Origin of the sequence: Paractinoplanes ferrugineus, from assembly GCF_016862195.1 — a bacterium.
Classification (GTDB): domain Bacteria; phylum Actinomycetota; class Actinomycetes; order Mycobacteriales; family Micromonosporaceae; genus Actinoplanes; species Actinoplanes ferrugineus.
The window spans coordinates 1-23207 of sequence record NZ_BOMM01000042.1; the positions used below are offsets into that span (position 1 = coordinate 1).

General features: G+C 71.4%; 20 protein-coding genes. 9 read left to right on the forward strand and 11 right to left on the reverse strand.

Going from position 1 to position 23207, the window contains the following annotated elements; all coding sequences use genetic code 11:
- The 3 genes from Afe05nite_RS23185 to Afe05nite_RS23195 form a co-directional block, all read right to left on the reverse strand.
- Positions 1 to 1208: FtsX-like permease family protein (locus Afe05nite_RS23185; protein ID WP_203819277.1), on the reverse strand; the 1208-nt coding region annotated here is incomplete at its 3' end.
- 21 nt (positions 1209 to 1229) lie between these two features.
- Positions 1230 to 2387: an RNA polymerase sigma factor gene (locus tag Afe05nite_RS23190; RefSeq protein ID WP_203819278.1), complete on the reverse strand. Its 1158-nt coding sequence runs from the start codon at positions 2385 to 2387 to the stop codon at positions 1230 to 1232.
- Positions 2384 to 2797 (reverse strand): YciI family protein, encoded by a 414-nt coding sequence (locus Afe05nite_RS23195; protein ID WP_203819279.1) that lies wholly within the window; start codon positions 2795 to 2797, stop codon positions 2384 to 2386. The genes Afe05nite_RS23190 and Afe05nite_RS23195 overlap by 4 nt, the downstream gene beginning before the upstream one ends.
- A gap of 86 nt (positions 2798 to 2883) precedes the next feature.
- Between Afe05nite_RS23195 and Afe05nite_RS23200 the strand changes: the two genes are divergently transcribed.
- From Afe05nite_RS23200 to Afe05nite_RS23215, 4 genes are all read left to right on the forward strand, one after another.
- A complete protein-coding gene (locus tag Afe05nite_RS23200) occupies positions 2884 to 3765 on the forward strand; it encodes a TIGR03560 family F420-dependent LLM class oxidoreductase (RefSeq protein ID WP_203819280.1) in 882 nt (293 codons plus the stop codon).
- 83 nt (positions 3766 to 3848) lie between these two features.
- Positions 3849 to 4100, forward strand: coding sequence for a type B 50S ribosomal protein L31 (locus Afe05nite_RS23205; protein WP_203819281.1), 252 nt, complete (start codon positions 3849 to 3851; stop codon positions 4098 to 4100).
- A 1165-nt stretch (positions 4101 to 5265) separates the two neighbouring features.
- Positions 5266 to 5715 (forward strand): hypothetical protein, encoded by a 450-nt coding sequence (locus Afe05nite_RS23210; RefSeq protein WP_203819282.1) that lies wholly within the window; start codon positions 5266 to 5268, stop codon positions 5713 to 5715.
- Between the two features lie 519 nt (positions 5716 to 6234).
- Positions 6235 to 7170 (forward strand): aminoglycoside phosphotransferase family protein, encoded by a 936-nt coding sequence (locus tag Afe05nite_RS23215; RefSeq protein WP_203819283.1) that lies wholly within the window; start codon positions 6235 to 6237, stop codon positions 7168 to 7170.
- Between the two features lie 187 nt (positions 7171 to 7357).
- Here Afe05nite_RS23215 and Afe05nite_RS23220 read toward each other — a convergent pair whose 3' ends face one another.
- Positions 7358 to 7744 carry an SRPBCC family protein gene (locus tag Afe05nite_RS23220; RefSeq protein WP_203819284.1) on the reverse strand — a complete coding sequence of 129 codons (387 nt, stop codon included), beginning with the start codon at positions 7742 to 7744 and terminating at the stop codon, positions 7358 to 7360.
- Between the two features lie 47 nt (positions 7745 to 7791).
- Complete coding sequence (locus Afe05nite_RS23225; RefSeq protein ID WP_203819285.1) at positions 7792 to 10722, reverse strand: sensor histidine kinase; 2931 nt, start codon at positions 10720 to 10722, stop codon at positions 7792 to 7794.
- Positions 10723 to 10813: 91 nt separating this feature from the next.
- Between Afe05nite_RS23225 and Afe05nite_RS23230 the strand changes: the two genes are divergently transcribed.
- Entirely contained in the window at positions 10814 to 12283 is a 1470-nt protein-coding gene (locus Afe05nite_RS23230; protein WP_438868693.1) for a gamma-aminobutyraldehyde dehydrogenase, read from the forward strand.
- Between the two features lie 286 nt (positions 12284 to 12569).
- Here the strand turns inward: Afe05nite_RS23230 and Afe05nite_RS23235 are convergent, their stop codons facing one another.
- The 3 genes from Afe05nite_RS23235 to Afe05nite_RS23245 are packed head-to-tail and all read right to left on the reverse strand — an operon-like array spanning position 12570 to position 15503.
- Complete coding sequence (locus Afe05nite_RS23235) at positions 12570 to 14075, reverse strand: 3-alpha domain-containing protein (protein ID WP_203819287.1); 1506 nt, start codon at positions 14073 to 14075, stop codon at positions 12570 to 12572.
- Entirely contained in the window at positions 14072 to 14293 is a 222-nt protein-coding gene (locus Afe05nite_RS23240; RefSeq protein ID WP_203819288.1) for a hypothetical protein, read from the reverse strand. Before Afe05nite_RS23240 ends, Afe05nite_RS23235 begins: the two co-directional genes overlap by 4 nt.
- A gap of 4 nt (positions 14294 to 14297) precedes the next feature.
- Complete coding sequence (locus Afe05nite_RS23245) at positions 14298 to 15503, reverse strand: saccharopine dehydrogenase family protein (RefSeq protein ID WP_203819289.1); 1206 nt, start codon at positions 15501 to 15503, stop codon at positions 14298 to 14300.
- Positions 15504 to 15715: 212 nt separating this feature from the next.
- Here Afe05nite_RS23245 and Afe05nite_RS23250 point away from each other — a divergent pair, with 212 nt between their 5' ends.
- The 3 genes from Afe05nite_RS23250 to srmL all read left to right on the forward strand — a co-directional run bounded on the left by Afe05nite_RS23250 (position 15716) and on the right by srmL (position 18701).
- The gene (locus tag Afe05nite_RS23250) at positions 15716 to 16174 is read left to right on the forward strand and encodes an Lrp/AsnC family transcriptional regulator (RefSeq protein ID WP_203819290.1); all 459 of its coding nucleotides are present in this window, start codon (positions 15716 to 15718) and stop codon (positions 16172 to 16174) included.
- Positions 16171 to 17442: an NAD(P)/FAD-dependent oxidoreductase gene (locus Afe05nite_RS23255; protein WP_203819291.1), complete on the forward strand. Its 1272-nt coding sequence runs from the start codon at positions 16171 to 16173 to the stop codon at positions 17440 to 17442. The genes Afe05nite_RS23250 and Afe05nite_RS23255 overlap by 4 nt, the downstream gene beginning before the upstream one ends.
- Positions 17443 to 17624: 182 nt before the next feature.
- On the forward strand, positions 17625 to 18701 hold the full coding sequence (gene srmL, locus Afe05nite_RS23260; RefSeq protein ID WP_203819292.1) for a PheS-related mystery ligase SrmL: 1077 nt from the start codon (positions 17625 to 17627) through the stop codon (positions 18699 to 18701).
- Between the two features lie 62 nt (positions 18702 to 18763).
- On the opposite strand, the gene Afe05nite_RS23265 is transcribed toward srmL, so the two are convergent.
- The gene (locus tag Afe05nite_RS23265) at positions 18764 to 18967 is read right to left on the reverse strand and encodes a cold-shock protein (RefSeq protein WP_203819293.1); all 204 of its coding nucleotides are present in this window, start codon (positions 18965 to 18967) and stop codon (positions 18764 to 18766) included.
- A gap of 390 nt (positions 18968 to 19357) precedes the next feature.
- Between Afe05nite_RS23265 and Afe05nite_RS23270 the strand changes: the two genes are divergently transcribed.
- Positions 19358 to 19774, forward strand: a complete 417-nt coding sequence (locus Afe05nite_RS23270) for a hypothetical protein (protein ID WP_203819294.1) — start codon at positions 19358 to 19360, stop codon at positions 19772 to 19774.
- On the opposite strand, the gene Afe05nite_RS23275 is transcribed toward Afe05nite_RS23270, so the two are convergent.
- Complete coding sequence (locus Afe05nite_RS23275) at positions 19716 to 21035, reverse strand: aspartate aminotransferase family protein (protein WP_239118131.1); 1320 nt, start codon at positions 21033 to 21035, stop codon at positions 19716 to 19718. The two genes, Afe05nite_RS23270 and Afe05nite_RS23275, sit on opposite strands and share 59 nt — an antisense overlap.
- 79 nt (positions 21036 to 21114) lie before the next feature.
- Complete coding sequence (gene gabT / locus Afe05nite_RS23280; RefSeq protein ID WP_203819296.1) at positions 21115 to 22392, reverse strand: 4-aminobutyrate--2-oxoglutarate transaminase; 1278 nt, start codon at positions 22390 to 22392, stop codon at positions 21115 to 21117.
- Between the last annotated feature and the right edge of the window lie 815 nt (positions 22393 to 23207).

Consider the following 23207-nt stretch of genomic DNA (forward strand, 5'->3'; position numbering starts at 1 on the left):
CCGGCGACCCGCCGCAGGAGCGCGACGACCGGCGCGCGCTGGGCCAGCCCGTCGACCCCGACGAGCACGGCAAGGCCGACCAGTTCGACGAGCAGGATCACCCCGACCGCGACGAGCAGCGCCAGCCACCATTCCGAGCGCACCGGCAGCTCCCCCGCGACCAGCCACGACGCGCCGATGCCGAGGGGCAGGCCGAGCACCGCGCCGGCGCCGAGCGGCACCAGATGCTGCCCGGCGGCAAGGCGCAGCAGCCCGCCGCCGGTGGCGCCGCGCAGCTTGAGCAACCCGGCGTCGGCCCGCCGGTCACGCCCGGTGAGCCGGCCGGCGAGGCCGAGCGCGAACCACGCCAGCAGCAGGACCTGGACGAGGGCGGCGAGCACCCCGACGAGTACGGTACGGCGGTCGGCGAGCACGGCGTCGAACAGCTCACCTGTCGGGTTGTCCAGCTCGAGCTGGGCCGAGGCGAACTTCGGCCCCGCCGCGTTGAGCACGCCGTTGAGGTCGTAGTTGTTGTCGCCGCGCAGCAGTGCGAGGGGCACCGGCACAGCGACGGCGAGGGTCGGCTTGCCCAGCTGCGGCTGGCGGAACGTGTCCAGGGTGGTGAAGGCCGGGTCCAGCTCGCCCCGCGCGGTGAACAGCTCGTCGGTCCAATAGGGACCGTCGGTGTCGGTGATCGTGTAGACGCCGGAGACGCCGAGCCGCAGCGTGCCGACCGCGCCCTCGGGCCGCACCTCGAAGAAGTCGCCGGTTCGCAGCCCGACCCGGCGCGACACGTCGGCACTGATGAGCACGGTGCCGGGGGTGCTCGGGCAGGCACCGGTGATCCGCACGTGCGCGCAGAGGTCGTCCCGGTAGGCGACCGGCAGGCCGGACGGTGCGTAGCCGTGCAGCTTGTCGGTGTAGATCGTCTCGTGCTCGACACCCAGGACCGGGCCGACCCCGGGCAGCGGGAGCAGGCCACGGGTGGTGGCGGCGAGCTCGTCGAGCGCCCGCCGCGGATCACCGTCCGAGTCGGCCCGCTGGTGGACGGTGATGACGCGCTCGGCGGCGGGCCGGGCGGCGACCTCGGCACCGGCCGCACGCGAGGCGACGGTCAGGCCGTACCACGTGCCGGCGGTGGCGGCGGCCGCGGCGAGCGCGGCCAGCAGGGTCAACAGGACCGCCTGAGTGGTACGCCGTCGCACCGCGCCCCAGCTGACGAAATACATCGGCCCCCGCTCCCCCGTGGCTCACCGCAACCGCGCCGCCCGGGTGGTCAGGTACCGCCGCTCGGGCAGGCTGGTCGTTCGGGCCGCCGCGGCAGCGTACAACCGCGCGGCCTGTTCCGGCTCGCCTGCCCGTTCGAGCAGGTGGGCGCGGACGGCGTCGATGCGGTGACTGCCGGCCAGCCGGTCACCCAGGTCGTCGAGCACGGCGAGACCGGCCGCCGGGCCATCGACCATCGCCACCGCGACCGCCCGGTTGAGCGAGACCACCGGATTGCCGGTGAGCCGTTCGAGCAGCCCGTAGAGCGCGCTGATCTGCGGCCAGTCGGTGGTCTCGAACGACACCGCCCGGCAGTGCAGGGCCGCGACGGCCGCCTGCAACTGGTACTCGCCGACGGTGCCGCGCCCGACGGCCGCGTCCAGGATCGCCGTCCCCTCGAAGATCAAGGACCGGTCCCATCGCGTACGGTCCTGCTCGTCGAGCGGCACCAGATCGCCGTCCGGGTTCGTGCGGGCGGGCCGGCGCGCATCGGTGAGCAGCATCAACGCCAGCAGGGCGGCGCTCTCCGAGTCGACATGACTGATCTTGCGAGCGAGCCGGATCGCTTCGGCGGACAGTTCCCGCCGGTGCAGGGCGGGGCCGGTGCTCGACGCGTACCCCTCGTTGAAGATCAGGTAGAGCACCCGGCGCAGGGCCGTCCCGTCCCCGCCCGGCCCGAAGGGCCGCCCGCGCAGCTTCTGCTTGGCCCGGCTGATCCGCTGCGCCATCGTCGCCTCCGGCACCAGGAAAGCCGCCGCGATCTCCGCGGTTCTCAGCCCGCCCGCCGCGCGCAGGGTGAGCGCGACCTGCGACGCCTCGGTCAGCTCGGGATGACAGCACATCATCAGGACGTGCAGGGTGTCGTCCTGCTCGTAGGCGTCGCCCGGCTCGTCGAGCCGCGCGACCAGCTCCTCCCGGCGGCGGCGGGCCCGCTCGTTGCGGATCTGGTCGATCAGCTTGCGGGTCGCGGTCTGCAGCAGCCAGCCCCGCGGATTGTCCGGGACACCGTGCTCGGGCCAGCTCAGGTGGGCGGCGATCAGCGCCTCCTGCACCGCGTCCTCGGCGTCGTCGAACGACCCGCACCGCCGCGCGAGCACGCCGAGCACCGTCGGGGCGTGCTCGCGCAACAGGTGGGTGATCACTGGCCGGTCATCACCTGGAAGTCACCGCTGTCCATCACCCGGCGGATCGTGACCGGCTGGCGCAGCGGCACCCCGCCCGGCCCCGGGACCGCCGAGACCAGCGCGGCGATCTCGACCGCCCGCGCCTCGTCCGCCACCTCCACGATCTGGAAGCCGGCCAGGATCTCCTTGCTCTCGGCGTACGGTCCGTCGGTGACCACCGGCGCCGACTTGCCGTCGGAGACCACGTCGAGCCCGAACCGCGGCTCGGTGAGCGCCTCCCCGCCGACCAGCTCGCCGCTGTCCCGCAGCGCGGCGTTGAGCACGTTGTAGTAGTCCATGTGCGCCGTGATCTCGGCCGGTTGCCACTTGTCCATCGGCGTGTCGTCGTCGCCCGGCCGGTAGTCGACGATCAGCAGGTAACGCGGCATCTGTTTCCTCCTTGGTCGGAACGTGCACCCCTCGGACGAAGCCGTTCCACCGAGCTCGACATCCTCGGATGGATTAAGTTCGCCGTATGAGTGTGCGCTTCGGAGTTTTCGTGCCGCAGGGCTGGAAGATGGACCTGGTGGAGATCGCCGACCCGGTCGAGCAGTACGAGGCGATGACGGCGGTCGCCAAGCTCGCCGACGCCGGCCCGTGGGATTCCATCTGGCTCTACGACCATTTCCACACCGTCCCGGAACCGACGATCAACTCGGTGTTCGAGGTCTGGACGGCCACCGCGACCCTCGCCCGGGACACCTCCCGGGTGAACATCGGTCAGATGGTCGGCTGCAACGGCTACCGCCAGCCGTCCCTGTACGCCAAGATCGCCTCGACCGTGGACGTGGCCAGTCACGGGCGGCTGTACGCCGGTCTGGGCGCCGGCTGGTACGAGAACGAGTGGAAGGCGTACGGCTACGAGTGGGCCGAGGTGCCGCAGCGGATGGCCGCCTTCCGCGAGGCCGTCGAGATCGTCCACCAGATGTGGAACTCGGAACGCCCCACCTTCGAGGGCAAGCACTACCGGATCGACGGCCCGATAAACGAGCCGAAGGGCGCCGGCGGCACCGGCCCGAAACTGTGGCTGGGCGGTGGCGGCGAGAAGGTGACGCTCAAACTGGTCGCCCAGTACGCCGACGGCAGCAACGTCGGCAACGGCAACCCCGAGATCATCCGGCAGAAGCTGGCCGTGCTGCGCGAACACTGCGACCGGCAGGGCCGCGACTACTCCACGATCGCCAAGTCCACCACCCTCGAGGTCGACCTGACCTGGACCACGGCCCAGGCCGTCGAACGGGTCGAGCAGGTCGTCGAAGCGGGCGCCGACTACGTCATCTTCTACATCCCGCGGGTCGCCTACGACCACGAGCCGCTGCAGCGCTTCGCCGCCGAAGTGGTCCCGCAATTCCTCTGACCGCTGTCTCGCTCGACACAGCCGGCCCCGAAATACCGGGGCCGGCAGCCTGGTTGTGGTGGTCGACCAACTTGGAGGTCACCATGAAAACCGGAATCCACCCGGACTACCACTCCGTCGTCTACCGCGACCGGAACGCCGACTACGCGTTCCTGACCCACTCGACGGAGACCAGCCCGAAAACAGTCGAGTGGACCGACGGCCAGACCTACCCGGTAATCGACGTGCAGATTTCCGCCGCCAGCCACCCCTTCTGGACCGGCCGCACCCGAGTACTGGACACCGCCGGCCGCATCGAGAAGTTCCGGGCCAAGTACGCCAAGTTCACCAAGTAATCTTTTGTCGGCCGCTTCCCTCCAGGGGGAGGCGGCCGATCCTTTTCCACGGCCTCGACCCAGCGCCACGGACCGCCCATTGACAGGCGTCCCTCCGTGGCGGTAAGCCCGCCATTCCAGGCCCTTTCCACGCATCTTGTCATCGCTCCCCGGATACCAATCCGACAAATGACGAAACCCGAGCCAGGCGACCCGACCCACAAACGCAGACCCCGTTTGCTCGCACAAGTGCCCTCGCCCTCGCGGACGCCCAAACCCACCCGGCGCACCATTCTCCGCCAGGCTCCATTCCCCGCCACGCACCCAGGCCCCGGCCAGGCAGCCAGTCCTCGCCCGGCGCCAAACCCCCGCCAGGCACCCAGGCCCCGCCAGACTCCCGCCAGGCACCCAGGCCCCGCCAGACTCCCGCCAGGCACCCAGGCCCCGCCAGACTCCCGCCTGGCGCCGAGTCCCCGCCCGAGGCATGTGCACAGTCCCGCCTGGCGACAGGCCTTACCGGCCCCAGGGGCGCGGACCGCAGGCCGCGGGCCGCCCCCAGAACGCAAATTCCCGCTCACGCCGCTGAGCGTCGGTCCCAGCCAGCGCACGGGTTCCGGCCAGCGCACCCGTTCCGGACGACGCACGGGTTCCGGCCAGCGCACCGGTTCCGGACGGCGCTCAGGTTCCGGGACGGCGCACGAGTTCCGGCCAGCGCTCATGTTCCGGCCAGCGCCCCGGTTCTGGACGGCGCACGGGTTCCGACCAGCGCTCATGTTCCGGCCAGCGCCCCGGTTCTGGACGGCGCACGAGTTCCGGCCAGCGCTCATGTTCCGGCCAGCGCCCCGGTTCTGGACGGCGCACGGGTTCCGACCAGCGCACGGGCTCCGGGTGGCGCACGGGCTCCGGCCGGTAGCCGAGCAAGCTCACCCGAGAGCCCGGTCCAGCGCAGGCTCAGGCCATCGCTGCCGGCATCGCTCGCCGGAACCATGACACCGACCGCTCCACCGGCATTGGCCAAGCTCGACCTGGCACAGGCCGGCGCGCGAGAACTGGGCCAGCGCGAGCGTAGGCCGGTGCGCGAAGACAGACCGACGGGTGCACGAGCGAGGACCACGGCATAGGCGAGGACAGCCGCGCGGGCCAAGGTCAGCGCGGGCAAGACTTCGGGGAAGGACCGGGCAGCAGCTTGCGTCGGGGCGGCCTCGGCCCGGAAGGTGGGCGCGGTCTGGCCGTCGGGCTCCACCCGGAGTTCAGGCTCCGCCGCGCGCACATCCAAGGCCAGCGCGGCAGCATAAGGCCTGACGGCATCTGGTCCGACGACACCCGGACCGGCAACCCTCGAACCAGCGACGTCAGGACCAGCAACGTCAAGACCAGCAACGTCAAGACCAGCAACGTCAAGACCAGCAACGTCAAGACCAGCAACGTCAAGACCAGCAACGTCAGGACCAGCGACGTCAGGACGGACGACCCCCGGCCATGCGAAGCCAGGGCCACTCAGGCCAGGACCAACGACCCCCGGACCGGCGAAGCCAGGGCCGCTCAGGCCAGGACCGCTGCGGCCGGAACCGGTAGCGACAGGGCCGGCGACGTTCGGAACGGCGACGCCGGCGGCGGGCTCGGGCGACTCAGGTGACACATCGCCCCCGGTCTCGGCGGCCGGGCTTGGCGGCGCCGGCGGCGGGCGTTCGGTGAGGGTGGCTTCGGCCGGCCAGATCAGGGGTGGGATCGGCTCGGTCTCGTCGTGCAGGCCCAGTTCGCCGCACTCGCGAGAGCAACCGCGCGACCGGCACAACTTCAGCCCGTGGCGGCGGGCGAGACCCCAACGGCGACGGCGCGCGTGGTCGCGGCGGAATTCGTCTCTGTCGGGTGACCAATTTCGCGCCTTTGTGCGGTCCCGCAAAGCGGCCGTCGTCGGCCGGGAGAAGAATGACAGCTGCTGGTTCCGCATAAGAACATTCTCCCGCGCCTGAAGAACCCCCGGAAGCGCTCGGAGATGCCAACCCGAAAATGGCAGGGAAGCGTTTGCGTGAGCAATTAAGGAGAGAATTCCCAGAAGATTCTCATGCCGCGGGGCGGGCACGGGACGGGCGGCCAAAAGTACGATGACGGGGCGCAGCAGGACGGGGGCGGCGCGGGGTGGAGGGTCGGCGACATGGTGGAGCACGGGCCGGACGGGCGTGCGGGCATCGACGTGGCGTTGGTGGAGCGGCTGGTCGCGGGGCAGTTTCCGCAGTGGGCCGGGTTGCCGGTGGCGCCGGTCGAGGTGGACGGGTGGGACAACCGCACCTATCGGCTGGGCACGACGATGACGGTGCGGTTGCCGACGGCGGAGGGCTATGTGGCGGCGGTCGCCAAGGAGAACGAGTGGCTTCCGCGGCTGGCTCCGCAGCTGCCGGTGGCCGTGCCACGAATCCTCGGACAGGGGCAGCCGGGCGAGGGATACCCGTACCCGTGGTCGGTTCGGGGTTGGCTTGCCGGTGAGACGGCGAGCCGGGGGCGTGTCGCTGACCGGGCGAAGTTCGCGGCCTCGGTGGCCGGGTTTCTCCGGGCTCTGCAACGGTGCGACACGAGCGGGGCGCCGGTCGCGGGGCGGCACAGTTGGTACAGGGGGGCGTCACCGGAGCACTACGACGACGAGACACGCAGGTGCCTGGCGGCCTTGGCCGGTGTGGTCGACACCGAGCGTGCGACCCGGGTGTGGGAGGCGGCTCTGGCCGCCGAGTGGCGGGGGTCGCCGGTGTGGTTCCACGGTGACATCGCCGCCGGCAACCTTCTGGTGTCCGGGGGTGAGCTGGTCGCCGTCATCGACTTCGGCACGTCGGGGGTCGGAGACCCGGCCTGTGACCTGGTGATCGCTTGGACGGACTTCGCCGGGGAGAGCCGCCGCGTCTTCCGGTCCGAGGTGGCGCAGGACGCGGGCACGTGGGCGCGCGCCCGCGGCTGGCTCCTGTGGAAGTCGCTGCTCGTGCTGTCCGAGATTCTCGGCACCGACCCGGCGCAGGAGGCCGTCCAGCAACGGCTGATAACCGAGGTCCTGACCGACCACGACAGCGAAGCGGACGCCGGCCATGACGGCCGAGCACACTGAGGCCACGACGGCCGAACAAGCTGAGGCCACGACGGCCGAACAAACAGAGACCACGACAGCCGAACAAACAGAGACCACGACAGCCGAACAAACAGAGACCACGACGGTGGGGCAAACAAAGGCCACGACGGCCCAGCAAACTGAGGCCACGACGGTGGGGCGGACAGAGACGACGGTGGGGCAGGGCCTAGCTGACCAGCCGGTGCAGGGCGAGCCGGGCGATCGGGAGGTAACCCAGCACGGCGGGGGCGAAGCCCGACACGGTCAGGCCGGTCTTCGTGCCGGTGCCGGCGGCCTCGACGGTGTGGCGCAGGTGCATTCGCAGGCCGGCTGCGGACACCGACCAGGACCAGCTGCGGACGGCGGCCTGCTCGACCACGTCGAGCACTTCGAACTCGACGCGGAGTCCGGCCGGACCGTGGACGATGCCACTGGTCGAGGCGGCGAGCGTCTCGGCCGGGTAGTCGACCGACCGGATCTGCGGGGACCACTCCGGCCAGCGCGCGGGCCGCACGTAGCGGTCCCAGACGTCTTCGTCGCCGCGGGGACCGCACACCACCACGCTGCGCATCATCGCCCTTTGTTGCCCGCTGCCGGCAACCGTAATCAGCGGCCGCGGGCTCAGACGGCCGGCAGTTTGACCGTGAAGGTGCAACCGCCGGCGTCCGCCGGATGGGCGGCCAGCGTTCCGCCGTGGGCGTCCACGATGGCCTTGGTGATGGCCAGGCCGAGGCCGGTGCCCTTGATGCCCTGCTGCACCGCGTTGCTGGCCCGGAAGAACCGGTCGAACAGGTGCGGGTACTGGTCGGCCGGGATGCCGATGCCGGTGTCGCACACCTCGATCACCACGTCGCCGTCCCCCATGCCGGTGGGTGCCTCGTACCGGACGCCCACGGTGACCCGGCCGCCGGCCGGGGTGTATTTGATGGCGTTGGACACCAGGTTGTCGAGCACCTGGCGCAACCTCGTCGGATCCGCGTTCACCAGCAGCTCCGGCGGGCCGGCACTCACCAGCGGTTCCGGCGGGCCGGCAACCTCGATCACCAGTTTCTTCTCCTCGGCGACCGGCTTGAGGACCGCCACCACATCGCGGATCATCCGGGTCGCCGACAGCGGGCGCGGTTCCAGATGCAGCTGACCGGCTTCCAGGCGGGCCATGTCGAGCAGGTCGTCGACGAGGGACTGCATGTGGGCGCTGCGCCGGTCGATCACCTCGGCCAGGTGCCGCTGCTCGCCGGTCAGGCCGGTGTCGTCGAGCAGCGTCTCGGTGTAGCTGCGGATCGCCCCGAGCGGGTTGCGCAGTTCGTGACTGACCAGGGCGACCAGTTCGTCCTTGAGCCGGTCGACGCGGCGCAGCGTCTCGTTCTGCGCGCGCTGGTCGCTCAGCAACCGCTCGCGCTGCTCGGTCAGCAGGTGCCGGTCGGTGACGTTGGTGCTGATGCCGTCGGTGAACAGCCGGTCGCCCTCGCGCCGCGGGACGGACCGGGTCCAGATCCACCGGGTCACCCCGTCGGCGCCGATGAGCCGGACCTCGTTCTCGGCCGGGCGGCCGGCCCGGAGCTTGACCAGGAACTGGTCGTACGTCTCCTGGTCGTCGGGGTGGACCCGGCCCGCCATGGCGGCCGCCATGTCCCATTGGACGGCGAGCCGCTCGCCGAACACGCCACTGCCGTCGGGGCTCGCGTAGACCGAGCCGAGCGTCTGGTCGGGCCGGACCTCGACCGTCCACACGTAGTCGTTCACCTGCTCGATGACCCGGTCGAAGTCGCGGCGGGCGGACGCCAGCGCCAGGGCGAGGTCCTCGGCGCCGCGCCGCTCGACGAACCGGCCCAGTTGGGCACCGATCAGTTCGAGCAGGTCGGTGATCCCCGGGTCGTAGTCCTCCACGGTCGCGCTGAACAGCAGCAGCACCCCGAGGACCCGGTCACCGGAGCGCACCGGCACACCGAGGGCACTGTGCAGGCCGGCCTCGCGGATCTGTTCGGCCCGGGTGAGCAGGCGGGGGTCGTCGGCGACCTCGGCGGCGTACAGCTCGGCCTCGGACAGCCAGATGTGCCCGGCCAGGCCGACCCCCCGCTCGACGACGAACGGCCGCTCCTCGGTGACCCCGCTCAGGTCGTGCCCGGGTTCGGCCCAGTGCCCGACCCGGTGGATCGTGCCGGCCGCCTCGTCGGTCTGCCAGAACTCGCCGTACACCCAGCCCAGGGCACGGGCGACGGCGGCGAGCGTACGCGCGGCGGCCTCCTCGGCACTTGCCGAGTCGGCGAGGGCGCGGGCCACCGCGTACCGGACCTCCCGGGACCGCTCGGCGATCCGCTGGTCGGTGATGTCGTGCAGGGCGACCACGGCACCGAGGCGGCGGCCGTCCCGGGTATCGATCGGCCGGGCGTTCGCGTGGTAATGGTGCGGGGTGCCGCCGCGCGGGGCGACCTGCACGTGCTGCCGGTCGACGAATTCCCCCCGGAACGCGCGGATCAGCGGCAGCTCGGGCTCGGCAAGCAGGGCGCCGTCGGGACCGTACAGATCGTACTCATCAGACCAATCGCCGGGCGGAAGCGGCCGCGCGTCGCTGCGATGGATCTCCCGCATCGCGTGGTTGAAAAGCGTCAGGCGGCCGTCGGCGTCGCAGGCGGCGACGCCGACGTCGAGGCTGTCCAGCAGCGCCTGCAGGAAGGTGCGCTCGTGTTCGAGCTGCCGGCGGGCGGCGGCCCGGCCACTGATGTCGTGCAGGAACGCGTGGAAGGCGTGCTGGTCGATCTGCAGCGTCATCTCGATCGGGAACTCCTGGCCGGCGCGGTTGCGCGCGGCCAGCTCGATCCGGTGCCCGGACAGGTGGGAGGGCCCGCCGGCGTTGATCCGGGCCATCCCGGCGGCGTGCGCGGCGCGGAACCGGGTCGGGATGATCAGGTTGGCGACCTGGCCGCCGAGCGCCTCCGGCGCGGAATACCCGAACAAGCGCTCGGCGGCGGCGTTCCAGGCGAGCACGGCCCCGGCGGTGTCGATCGAGACGTACGCGTCCTGGCAGGCATCAAGCACACCCTGCAAGCGCCGGGCGGTGCCGGCCTGCCCGCGCGCCTCGGCCCGCAGCGCGATCTCGGTCTCCGCGACGGCGGCCAGATCCTCGACCAGCAGCAGGTCCCGGGGCTCCCAGTCGCGGGGTTCGTCGTGCAGCACGCAGAACGCGCCGATCGGCCGGCCGGCCGGATCACGGATCGGGAAGCCGGCGTACGCGATCACGCCGTCCTCGATCGCCGGATGCCCCGCCACCCGGTCGTCGACGCGCGCGTCGGTGACCATCAGCGGCGCGTCGGTGTCGACGACGAGACGGCAGAAGGTGTGCGAGGCGGGCGGCCCGGCCGACCCGGCGATCACCGGCCGATCGTCCGTGACCAGCGACAGCTGGGCGCGCGAGGTGCGAAGCTGGTGGGCGGCGGCGCGGGCGAGCCGGTCCATCGACGGGCTACGGGCGCTGTCGGACAGCCCGCCGTCCGGTGCGGGGCGCGCGTCGCTCAGCCTCCCGCCGGCGCCGTTCGTCCCCGTCGTAACCCCCACTCCCCCACGTTCGGTCGCCTTGACGAATCGCTGAGCCGCCGCATGGAAGTCGACGCTTCAACCTCTTGTCAGCTACGGAATCGGTGGAAAGATGGGCCGGAAAGTGTCCGATCCTGCGTCTGGAGATCTCGTGACCGCCAAGAACGTGCTGCACAACTTCATCGGTGGCGCCTCGGCCGCGCCCGCCGAGGGCCGCTACGAAGATCTCCTCGACCCGGCCACCGGCGAGGTGTTCGCCTCCGCCCCGGTCTCCGGCAAACCGGACGTCGACCGGGCGTTCGAGGCGGCGTCGTCGGCGTTCGAGAAGTGGCGCAACACGACCCCGAGCGAACGGCAGCAGGCCCTGCTCAAGTTCGCCGACGCGATCGAGGCCCGCACCGACGAACTGGTCGCCGCCGAGTCGCAGAACACCGGCAAGCCGCTCGGCCTGACCCGCAGCGAGGAACTGCCGCCCGCGATCGACCAGATCCGCTTCTTCGCCGGCGCCGCCCGCCTGCTGGAGGGTCGCTCGGCCGGGCAATACCTCAACGGTTACGAAAGCTACGTCCGGCGCGAGCCGGTGGGCGTGTGCGCGCAGGTCACACCGTGGAACTACCCGCTCATGATGGCCGTCTGGAAGATCGCGCCGGCGCTCGCCGCCGGCAACACGGTAGTGCTCAAGCCGTCCGACACCACCCCGGTCACCTCGGTGATGCTCGCCGAGATCGCCGCCGAGTTCCTGCCGGCCGGCGTGTTCAACGTGGTCGTCGGCGACCGCGACACCGGCCGCCGACTGGTCAGCCACCCCACCCCGCAAATGGTGTCGATCACCGGCAGCGTGCGGGCCGGCATGGAGGTCGCCCAGGCCGCCTCCGCCGACCTCAAGCGCACCCACCTGGAGCTGGGCGGCAAGGCCCCGGTCGTGGTGTTCGACGACGCCGACATCGAAGCGGCGGCCGAGGCCATCGCGATCGGCGGCTACTTCAACGCCGGCCAGGACTGCACCGCCGCCACCCGGGTGCTCGCCTCCCCGCGCGTCTACTCCGACTTCGTGGCCGCCCTCGCCGAACAGGCCAAGGGCACCAAGACCGGCGCCGCCGACGACGAGGACGTGCTCTACGGCCCGCTGAACAACGCCCGCCAGCTCGAGCGGGTCGCCGGTTTCGTCGACCGTCTCCCCGACCACGCCACCCTGTCCGCCGGCGGCGCCCGGATCGGCGACCGCGGCTACTTCTACTCCCCCACCGTCGTCTCCGGCCTCAAGCAGACCGACGAGGTGGTCCAGGACGAGATCTTCGGCCCGGTCATCACCGTCCAGCAGTTCACCGACGAGGACGAAGCGGTCCGCTGGGCCAACGGCGTCGAATACGGCCTCGCCTCCAGCGTCTGGACCAAGGACCACGCCCGCGCGATGCGCATGACCCAGCGCCTCGACTTCGGCTGCGTCTGGGTCAACTGCCACATCCCGCTGGTCGCGGAGATGCCCCACGGCGGCTTCAAGCACTCCGGCCACGGCAAGGACCTTTCCGTGTACGGCCTGGAGGACTACACCCGCATCAAGCACGTCATGCACGCGCTCTGACGCAGCCTCAGCATCGCCTCGGTGACCCAGGACCGGTCGTCCGCGCCCGTTGATCAAGAGCTCCATCGGGCTCGGAGCGGGCCATCTGGGTTTCGCCGAGGCCGACGTGCGCTTTCGCGCTGCGGGCGTGTCCGGCGGGGTTAAAGGATGGTGGGCGCTGATGCCGGCCCCGACCTCGAAGGCGAGTCCGGGGAGGTGGGCTGATCTCGGGGCGGCCGGCGCGGCAGATCGCCGGACGCCGGGCGGCCGGACGACGGGCGGCGGCGCGGCAGCGGGACGCGGCGGGTCACAGGTCCAGGACGATGGGGCCGTTCGGGCGGCTGCAGCAGATCAGGGCGTTGCCGGCGGCGGGTGGGTCGACGGGGTCGAGTGTGTAGGTGACGTCGCCGGACAGCAGACCGGACTCGCAGTTGTGGCACACGCCGGTGCGGCATGACCAGCGGACCGGGACGTCGCACGCCTCAGCCAGCTCGAGCAGGCTCGGCTCGTCGGTGGGCCACGGGACGGTCAAGCCGCTGCGCGCGAAGGACACCGAAGGGCCGTTGCCGGGTTCGCCGGTGGGCGGGTGGGGCGGCCTGGACGGCGCCGCGCTGATGCCGGGGGTCAGACCGGGGCGCGCGCCGAAGATCTCGGTGTGGAGCCGGCTGGGCGAAAGGCCGGTTTCGACGAGCGCCGCGGTGACGTCGGTCAGGAACGCGGCGGGACCGCAGAGGTAGGCGTCGGCGTCCGCCGACAGCCCGAGCGAGCGAAACGCCGCCGCCGACAGTCGACCGGTGGCGTCGTAGCCGCGGTCGGCCGGGGTGGGGTGGCTGAGACAGATGAAGGACCGGGCCGACGGCAGGGCGGCCAGCAGCTCGACCACTTCCGAAGCGAACGGGCGCTCCGCGGCGTTGCGGGCTGCCTGAAACCACCAGATCTCGCGGGTGGACCTCTCGGCGGCCAGCGCGTGCAGCATGGCCAGCACCGGGGTCGCCCCGACGCCGCCGCTGATCAGCAGGACCGGCGACGCCGCGGGGCGCAGGACGAACGAGCCGCGGGGCGCGGCGACATCGAGCAGGTCGCCGGGCCGGACCTTCGTGGACAGGTAACCGCTGCCCCGGCCGTGCGGCTCGTGCTTGACGCTGATCCGGTAGCCGGCATCACCGGGCCGGCCGGACAGGGAGTAGCTCCGCACGACCGCCGGCCGCGCCGGACCGGCCAGCGGGTCGCGGCCGGCGACCGCCGGGCCGAACTGGCCGGCCGGCGGGTCGCGGACAACGACGGCCGGGCCGGCCGGAGCGTCGCGGCCGACGACGGCCGGGGCGGTGCGGACGGTCAGGAACTGGCCGGGCTGGGCGGCCGGTAACGGGGCGCCGTCGGGGTCGGCCAGTCGGATCGAGGTGATCGTGGTGCTCTCCGGCTCGACCGCGGTCACCCGGAGTGGCCGGAACCCGGTCCATGCCGGTGGCCGGGTGGCGTCGGTCAGGCCGGCGTTGCCGCTCGCGGACGCCGGTTCGGCGAGCATCGCCCGGAACGAGGCCTGCCAGCCGGGGCTCAGGGCGGGCATGCGCAACGCCCGCTCGAGCTGCTCGCGCGGGTGGCCGGGCAGGTAGAGCAGGGCGTCGGTCTCGGCCACGGTGAGGGCTTGCGGGCCGTCGGCGACCTTGACGATCTCGTCGCCGGCCCGGACCGGGCCCTCCCGCAGCACCCGCAGGTAGAAGCCGGGCCGGTGGTGCTGCACGAGCAGGGCGGGCATCCGCGGGTCGGCCAGCCGGAGGCCGACCCGGTAGCAGGTGACCCGGGGCTGGGTCACCTCGAACAGGCCCTCCCCGATCCGGTAGCGGTCGCCGGCACCGCGCGCATCTCGCCGCCGTGACCGCCGAGGTCGCCCTGGCCGTCGCCGTCGAGGTTGAGCCGGCGCGCGGTGACCGGTCCGTCCACCGGCGACTTCCAGATGCCGGTGTGCACGGTCCGGCCGCGCCACCGAATGTCCTTGGGCAGTCCGACATTGACCGAGCGCAGTGTCCGCACGCCGTTATTGTTCGCGCATCTCCCACGGAGAGCCATACTCGATCAGCTTGTCCAGGAACGGCTGCGGGTCGAACGCCTCGGGGCCGAGCACGCCGGTGCCGTGCCAGGTGCCGGCGGCCAGCAGTTCCAGGGCGATCACCGGGTTGACGGCGGTCTGCCAGACCACCGCCTGGGAGCCGTACTCGCGCATCGACCATTCGTTGTCGACGAGGTGGTAGAGGTAGACCTCGCGGGGCTTGAAATCCTTGCCCAGCCCCCGGACCAGCGTCCCGGCGCAGGTTTTGCCGGTCATCTTGTCGCCCAGCGTGGCCGGGTCGGGCAGGACGGCCGCGACCACGTCGCGCGGGGACACGCGCGCGTTTCCGACCTGCACCGGCTCGGTGCGGTCCAGGCCCAGTTTGTGCAGCGTGCGGAGGACCTCGATGAACTCGCGGCCCAGACCGTACTTGAAGGTGACCCGGCCGGCGTCGACCCAGCGCGGGATGAGCAGCACCTCCTCGTGCTCCACGTGCACGCACTCGACCGGGCCGATGCCGCCGGGGAAGTCGAACATCTCCGGCTCGCTGAGCGGCTCGGTGGTGAACCAGCCGCGGCCCCTCTCGTAGATCACCGGCGGGTTCAGGCACTCCTCGATCGTGGTCCACACCGAGAAGCTGGGCGCGAACTCGTACCCTTCGACCTCGAGGTTCCCGCCGTCGCGCACGCCGACCTCGTCGATGCGGGCGAACAGGTGCTCCGCCGCGTACTTGGCGAAGATGTCGGAAAGTCCCGGCTCGACGCCGATGCCGACGAGCGCGAGGCGCCCGGCCGCCGCCCAGGCGGCCGCGGCGGCGAACTGGTCGTCGCCCAGCTTCACCCCGGTCTTGCGGTAGGGCTCGTCGGGGTGCGGGTGGGACAGCGACATCGCCATGTCGAGGTAGTCGGCGCCGGCCGCGTGCGCGCCTTCGAAGACCGGCAGGACGAACCGAGGATCCACGGCATTGAGTACGTGGGTGATGCCGTGCGCCCGGCACAGCTCGGCCACCGCCCCGGCGTCGGAGGCGTCGATGCGGGCCGCCACGAACCGGTCGTCCGCGACCGAGTCGACGACGCGGTTCGCGCGGGCGAGCTCGTAGTCGGCGACCACATAGCGGGTGAAGAAATCGCGGCGACACGCGATGCCGGCCGCGGCGGATCCGACACCGCCCGCACCGACAACCAGGACGCGCATAAGGGACGACCTTTCGATCACTGAAACCGTGTCTCACGAGCCTCTACACCACGGAAACCCTTGTCAAGAGCGATCAACTCTGCGATAAACGCATCTACGAAGTTCGCCGCGAAAGGATTCCAGGTGCTTGTCCGGTACGGATTCCATCGATCACCGCAAACCGGACGAGCGATTCCATTGCTGTCCGGTCGCCGCCGGGGAAGAATCGCGGCGTGACGGGCGACCTGGCTTTGGATCAGATCAACAAGCAGATCATCGAGCACCTGCAGCGGGACGGCCGGATGTCCTACGCGACGCTCGCCAAGGAGATCGGGCTCTCCGAGGCGGCCGTCCGCCAGCGGGTGCAACGCCTGCTCGACGGCGGGCTCATGCAGATCGTGGCGGTCACCGACCCGCTCACCCTGGGCTTCGCCCGGCAGGCCATGGTGGGCCTCAAGGTCAACGGTGATCTGCGGGCCATCGCCGACGAGATCGCGGCCATCCCCGAGGTCGACTACGTGGTGATCTGCGCGGGCGGGTTCGACCTGCTCGTCGAGCTGGTCTGCACCGACGACGAGCACCTGCTCGACCTGCTCAACGAGAAGGTCCGCCCGATCAAGGGGGTCACCTCGTGCGAGACCTTCATGTACCTGAAGCTGGCGAAACAGACCTACGCGTGGGGAACGAGATGACCGCACCGTCCTTCTGGCTGGACTCCCTCGGCCCGATCACGCCACGGCCGCCGCTCGCCGGCTCGATCGACGTGGACGTGGCCATCGTCGGGGGCGGCTACACCGGCCTCTGGACGGCGTACTACCTCGCGCAGACCGCCCCGCACCTCGCCGTCGCCGTCATCGAGGCCGAATACTGCGGGTTCGGCGCCTCCGGGCGCAACGGCGGCTGGGCGTCCGGGCTGTTCCCGGTGCCGGAGGCCAAACTCACCAGCCGTTACGGGCCGTCCCGCGCGGCCGCGATGCATGCCGCATTGGCCGGGGCGGTCGACGAGGTGGGCCGCGCCGCCGCGGCCGAGGGCATCGACTGCGACTACGCCAAGGGCGGAACCATCACCCTCGCGCGTACGCCCGCGCAGGTACGCCGCCAGCAGGGTTCGGCCGGTTTCCTCGACGCCGCCGAGGCGTCCGCCATCTGTGGCGCGGCCGGCGTGCTCGGCGGTGTCTACAGTCCCGACTGCGCCGCCCTGCATCCGGCCAAGCTGGTCCGTGGACTCGCCGACGCGGTCGCCGCCCGAGGCGTCCAGATCTACGAGGGCACCCGCGTACGCCGCATCGCCCGCGGCCTGGTCGAGACCTCAGCCGGGACCGTGCGAGCCGGCACGGTGGTCCGCGCGCTCGAGGGATACACGGTCCGGCTCGCCGGGCACCGCCGCTCGCTCGCTCCGGTCTACTCGCTGATGATCGCCACCGAGCCGCTCGCCGCCGGCGACTGGGAGCGCATCGGTCTCCGGCGGCGGGAGACCTTCGCCGACGAGCGTCACATGATCATCTATGGTCAGCGGACCGCCGACGACCGGCTCGCCTTCGGAGGCCGGGGCGCGCCCTACCACTTCGGCTCCCGGATCGACCCGTCGTACGACCGGGTGCCGGCCGTGTTCGACAACCTGCGCAACACACTCACCGAGATGTTCGGGATCGAGCCGGACATCGCCTACCGCTGGGGCGGGCCGCTCGGCATCCCCCGCGACTGGATGCCGTCCGTCGGGCTGGAGGACGGCATCGCGTGGGCCGGCGGCTACGTGGGCGACGGCGTCGCGGCCGCGAACCTCGCCGGGCGTACCCTCGCGGATCTGATCTCCGGCACCCGCAGTGACCTGACCGCCCTGCCGTGGGTGGGCCATCGCTCCCGGCGCTGGGAGCCGGAACCGATCCGCTGGCTCGGCATCAACGCCGCGCTGCGCGCCACCAGCCTGCGGGACGCGCTGGAACGCCCGAGAGCGTCCTGAGCGGAAAACCGGTGGTTCGCCGAGACCTCCGGTGACACCCTTGCCTGATGACGACTTTTACGCGGCCCCCGTCGGTGGCCTGCTGACTTCCGCGTGACACGTCCTGGCCGCCCACTGGGCGGCCAGTTGTCTTTCCGGCCTTCCGAGTGGGCATTTCCGTACCCACTTCGAAGGTGGTTCCGATGCTTGCCGACCTTGCGATTCGTGACCTGACCGACCCGGCCGAGGGCCGGCACGCCATCCAACTGGTACTCGACGCGGTGCTGCACGCCGCGGCCGCCCGCCACCCGGCAGTTCCGCTGGTGCTGCATCGCGGCGCCCGGGTCGTCGAGGTGGCCGACAACTACGACCGGCTCGGCTACTCCCCCGACGCGGCGGCCCGCGACGCCCGCTACACCCGCTACGTCTCGGCCACCCACATGCTGCGCTCCCAGACCTCCGCCCTGGTCCCGGGCGCCCTGCGCGCTCACCCCGAGGCCGATGCCCTGCTCGCCTGCCCGGGGATCGTCTACCGGCGGGACACCATCGACCGGCTCCACACCGGGACGCCGCACCAGCTGGACCTGTGGCGGATCAGCGCCACGCCGCTCGGTGACGACGCGCTCGCCGAGCTCGTCGCGGTGGCGGTGACCGCCGCACTTCCGGGCACGCCGTGGCGCACCCGGCCGGCCTCGCATCCCTACACCACCGGCGGCCTCGAGATCCAAGCCTGGTCGGGAACATCCTGGGTGGAGATCGGCGAGTGCGGATGGGCGGCCGCGCACGTGCTGCCCCGTCCGGGAACCGCCGGCCTGGCCCTCGGGCTCGGCCTGGACCGCCTGCTCATGCTGCGCAAGGGCATCGCCGACATCCGGTTGCTGCGCTCGGCCGACCCTCGGGTGGCGGCTCAGATGACGACGCTGGAGCCGTACCGTCCGGTGCCGTCCCAGCCCGCCGCCCGGCGCGACCTGTCGGTGGCGATGCCGGCCGGCGTCACCGCCGAGGAGGTGGGCGACCGCATCCGCGAGCTGCTCGGCCCGGACGCCGCGCTGGTCGAGGAGATCTCGATCCTCGCGGCCACGCCGCCGGCCGCGTTGCCGCCCGCGTCGCGCGCCCGGCTCGGCATCCGCGACGGCGAGGTGAACGTGCTGCTGCGGGTGATCCTGCGGGACCCGCACGCGACCATCCCCGGCCACCTGGCGAACGAGCTGCGCGACCGGATCTGGCAAGGGCTGAGCAGTGCTCGTCCCGGGGGTGGCGGACCGGCGCGGCACCGGTGAGCGCCCAGGAAAGCACGACGGCCGGCCACCTGAGGGGTGGCCGGCCGTGCACTGCTATGCCGTCAGAGCGGACGGATGTTCTCGGCCTGCAGGCCCTTGGCGCCCTGGGCAACGTCGAACTCGACCCGCTGGTTCTCCTCGAGGGTGCGGAAACCCGAGGTGGCGATGGCCGAGAAGTGGGCGAAGACGTCGCCGTCGCCGTTGTCCTGCGTGATGAACCCGAAGCCCTTGTCGGCGTTGAACCACTTGACGATGCCGGTAGCCATGATTCTCCTTGAAGACCGTGAGGCCCCGCACCTTACGGGACGCTCGCGTCGCCGCGTTGATCCCGGTTCACCGACGAAGCAAAAAACGCCTGGGGGCTGAGATGCCCGTCAGGCGTCGAGTACGTCTTTGGAAATCAAAACTGCAACGCGGCCAAAATAGCACAGAATCCGACCCGTCTCGCCTGCCAAAACATGACTGACTCCGGTACGCGGGCGGGGTTCCACGGGGCCGGTGACTCTCCGCGTACGCATCGACGGGGCGCCGGCTGTCGGACCCCTTGCGTAGCCTGTCCGGCGTGGAGACAGTGAACGCCCTCATCGATGCGCTGCGTGACCTCATCGCCCGCTCCGGCCGGGACGCGGGCCGAGCCTGATGCCGCGGGTCTTCGAGTGCCGGACGACTCCGGTTTCCTGGCCCTGATCGACCCCGACACCTACCCCGGTTTCGTGGCCGAGGACTGGGATTACGACTCGGTGATGGAGCACTTCGCGGCGGCCATGGCCGCCCGCCGCATGCTGCTGTGGCACACCGGGGACGGCGGCTGGTGGCATGTCGAGGTGAGCGACACGGCACCGGCGGCCGGCTTCCGGCGCACGGCGGGCCCGATCCGCTCCGCCGCCGCCGGCCTGGTCGTCGGCGGCCTGGTCGTCGGCGGTCTGGTCGTCGGCGGCCTGGGAGCCGAAGTAGCCCGGCGGCACCGGCACCGGCCCCGGCGCGATCGCCGAGGCCGGTTGCCGGCAGCACGGATCAGAGCCGGTTGGACGCCTCCGTCAACACCGAGCGCAGGATCTGCTCGATCTCGATGAACTGCTCCTCGCCGGCGATCAGCGGCGGCGCCAGTTGGATGACCGGGTCGCCGCGGTCGTCGGCGCGGCAGTACAGGCCGGCCTCGAACAGCGCGCTCGACAGGAACCCACGCAGCAGGCGCTCGGACTCGTCCTCGTTGAACGTCTCCTTGGTGGCCTTGTCCTTCACCAGCTCGATGCCGAAGAAGTAGCCGTCGCCGCGGACGTCGCCGACGATCGGCAGATCGGCCAGGCGCTGCAGGTAGGAGCGGAACAGGTCGCTGTTCTCGCGTACGTGACCGTTGAGGTTCTCGCGCTCCATGATGTCCAGGTTGGCCAGTGCCACCGCGGAGCCGACCGGGTGGCCGCCGTAGGTGATGCCGTGGGCGAACCAGTTGGTGCCCTCGAGGAACGGCTCGGCCAGCCGGTCCGAGGCGATCATCGCGCCGAGCGGCACATAGCCACTGGTGAGCCCCTTGGCCACGGTGATGATGTCGGGGGTGTAGCCGTACTTCAGGCCACCGAAGTACTCGCCGAGACGACCGAAACCGCAGATCACATCATCGGAAACCATGAGTACGTCGTACCGGTCGCAGATCTCCCGCACGCGCTGGAAGTAACCGGGCGGCGGCGGGAAGCAGCCACCCGCGTTCTGCACCGGTTCCAGGAAGACGGCGGCCACCGTGTCGGGGCCCTCGAACTCGATGGCCTCGGCGATGCGGTCGGCGGCCCAGATGCCGAACTGCTCCGGCGTCATGTTCTCGTCCGGCCGGCGGTAGTAGTTGGTGTTCGGCACCCGGAACGTCGACGGCACGAGCGGCTCGAAGTCCTGCTTCAGGGCCGGAATGCCGGTGATCGACAGGGCGCCCATCGAGGTGCCGTGGTAGGCGATCTGCCGGGAGATCACCTTGGTCTTGAGCGGCTTGCCGACCTTGCGGAAGTAGGAGCGGGCCAGCTTCCACGCCGACTCGACCGCCTCGGAACCACCGGTGGTGAAGAAGACCCGGTTGAGGTCGCCCGGGGTCAGCGACGCGAGGCGGGCGGCGAGCTCGACCGCCTTCGGGTGCGCGTACGACCAGATCGGGAAGTAGGCAAGCTCCCCCGCCTGCTTGGCGGCCGCCTCGGCGAGCTCCTGCCGGCCGTGCCCGGTCTGCACGACGAACAGCGCGGACAGGCCGTCGAGGTATTTGCGGCCGGTGCTGTCCCACACGTAGCAGCCGTCGCCGCGAACGATCAACGGCACATCGTTCTTCTGGTACGACGACAGCCGGGTGAAGTGCATCCACAGGTGGTCGCGTGCCGCGCCGGCCAGCTTCTCGTAATCGGGGTTCTGCAGGTCGCTCAAGGTGAAACTCCAGGACTCAGAGGGTGGCGAAGGCTTGTTCGAGGAGGGTGAGCCCGCGGTCGAGCTCGTCGTCGCTGATCACCAGCGGCGGCAGCAGCCGGATCACGTTGCCGTAGGTGCCGCAGGTCAGCAGCAGCAACCCGGACTCGTGCGCGGCCCGGGCCACGGCGGCGGTGCCGGCGGCCTCCGGCTCGATCGAACCCGGCACGACCAGCTCGACGGCGAGCATGGCGCCGCGCCCCCGGATCTCCCCGATCGACGGATGCTTGGCGGCGAGGGCCTCGAGGCGGGGCCGGGCCACCGACTCGATGTGCCGGGCCGCGGCGGCCAGGTCGAGCTCGCGCATGGTCTCGATGCTGGCGAGGGCCGCGGCGCAGGCGATCGGGTTGCCGCCGTAGGTGCCACCCAGCCCACCCGGGTGTACCGCGTCCATGATCTCGGCGCGCCCGGTCACCGCGGCGAGCGGCAACCCGCCCGCGATGCCCTTGGCCGTCGTGATCAGGTCGGGCTCCACACCCTCGTGCTCGCTGGCGAACCACGACCCCGTACGGCAGAAGCCGGTTTGGATCTCGTCGGCGATGAACACCGCGCCGGCCTGCTTGCTCCAGGCGGCCAGCGCCGGCAGGAACCCGGCGGCCGGCACCACGAAACCACCCTCGCCCTGAACGGGCTCGATGAGCACGGCCGCGACGTTGCTCGCGCCGACGTGCTTCTCGATCTGCCCGATGGCGTACGCCGCGGCCTCCGTCCCGCTGCGACCGCCGTCGCGGAACGGATAGGACATCGGCACCCGGTAGATCTCCGGGGCGAACGGCCCGAACCCCTGCTTGTACGGCATGACCTTGGCGGTCAGCGCCATCGTCAGGTTGGTCCGGCCGTGATAGGCGTGGTCGAACACCACGATCGCCTGTCGCCCGGTCGCGTGCCGGGCGATCTTCACCGCGTTCTCGACCGCCTCGGCCCCGGAGTTGAACAGCGCAGTGCGCTTGTCGAACTCGCCAGGCGTGCGGACCGCCAACTCCTCACAGACCGCGACATATTGCTCGTACGGCGCGATCATGAAGCAGCTGTGCGTAAACCGCTCCACCTGCGCCTTGACCGCCGCCACCACCTTGGGCGCCGAGTTGCCGACGTTGGTGACCGCGATCCCGGCCGCGAAGTCGATCCACTCCCGCCCGTCCACATCGGTCATCGTGCCGCCCCCCGCGCTGCTCACATACGCCGGGATCATGCTCGACACCCCCCGCGCGACGGCCGCACTGCGCCGCCGGTGCAGCTCACCGGAAGACGACACGTCAGACTCCTTCACGACGGGACCTCAACTCCTTCAAGCTTCGAACCCCGATCATTTCACCGATTCCGTCGTTTGCAATAGTCAGCACAACTATTTCCGCGTCCCTGCCCAGGTCCGCGACAGCCCTTCCCCACCCTGCTCCCACCCCGCAACCCGTGACCACATCGCCAGCCCTCAGCGCCGCCGCCCCGCCCCGCCCGCGCCGCCCGCCCCGGCCCGTGCCGCCCGCCCCCCGCGAGCCCGGCCGCCGCGCATGCCGACCCCTCGCAAGCCCGGCCACCCCGCACGAACCCGGCCACCGCGCAAGCCGGCCACCCCGCAGCACAACCGCCTCGCAAGCCAGCCACCCGGCCACCCCGCAGCCCGGCCACCCCGCAGCCCGGCCACCCCGCAAGCCGGCCGCCCGGCTACCCCACGGGCGCACCGGCTCACCGGTCCGGACCCCAGGGCCTGCCGAGCGCCCAGAGTCAGGCGCCGGCCCGCTCTCGGACCCCCGCGCTTCCGTCGGGTCGGCGCACCGAACTGCGCCGCTGCACGAGCGCGACACGTCCGCAAAGGCCGATACCGACCGGCCGGGGCTAGGCGAATCGGAGCCGACATCACTTATCGGGCAAATCCGCCCTCGGATGTCGGCGGGAGCCGGACAAACGGCCGGCTCCCGCCGGCATCCTTGAGAAAGGGGTCTCCGAAGCCGGTAAGGCCCCTTTTTCAGGAAGTTGCGCGGCGCGGCGCGGCGGAAAGCGGCACGGCGGAAAGCGGCACGGCGGAAAGCGGCACGGCGGAAAGCGGCACGGCGGAAAGCGGCACGGCGGAAA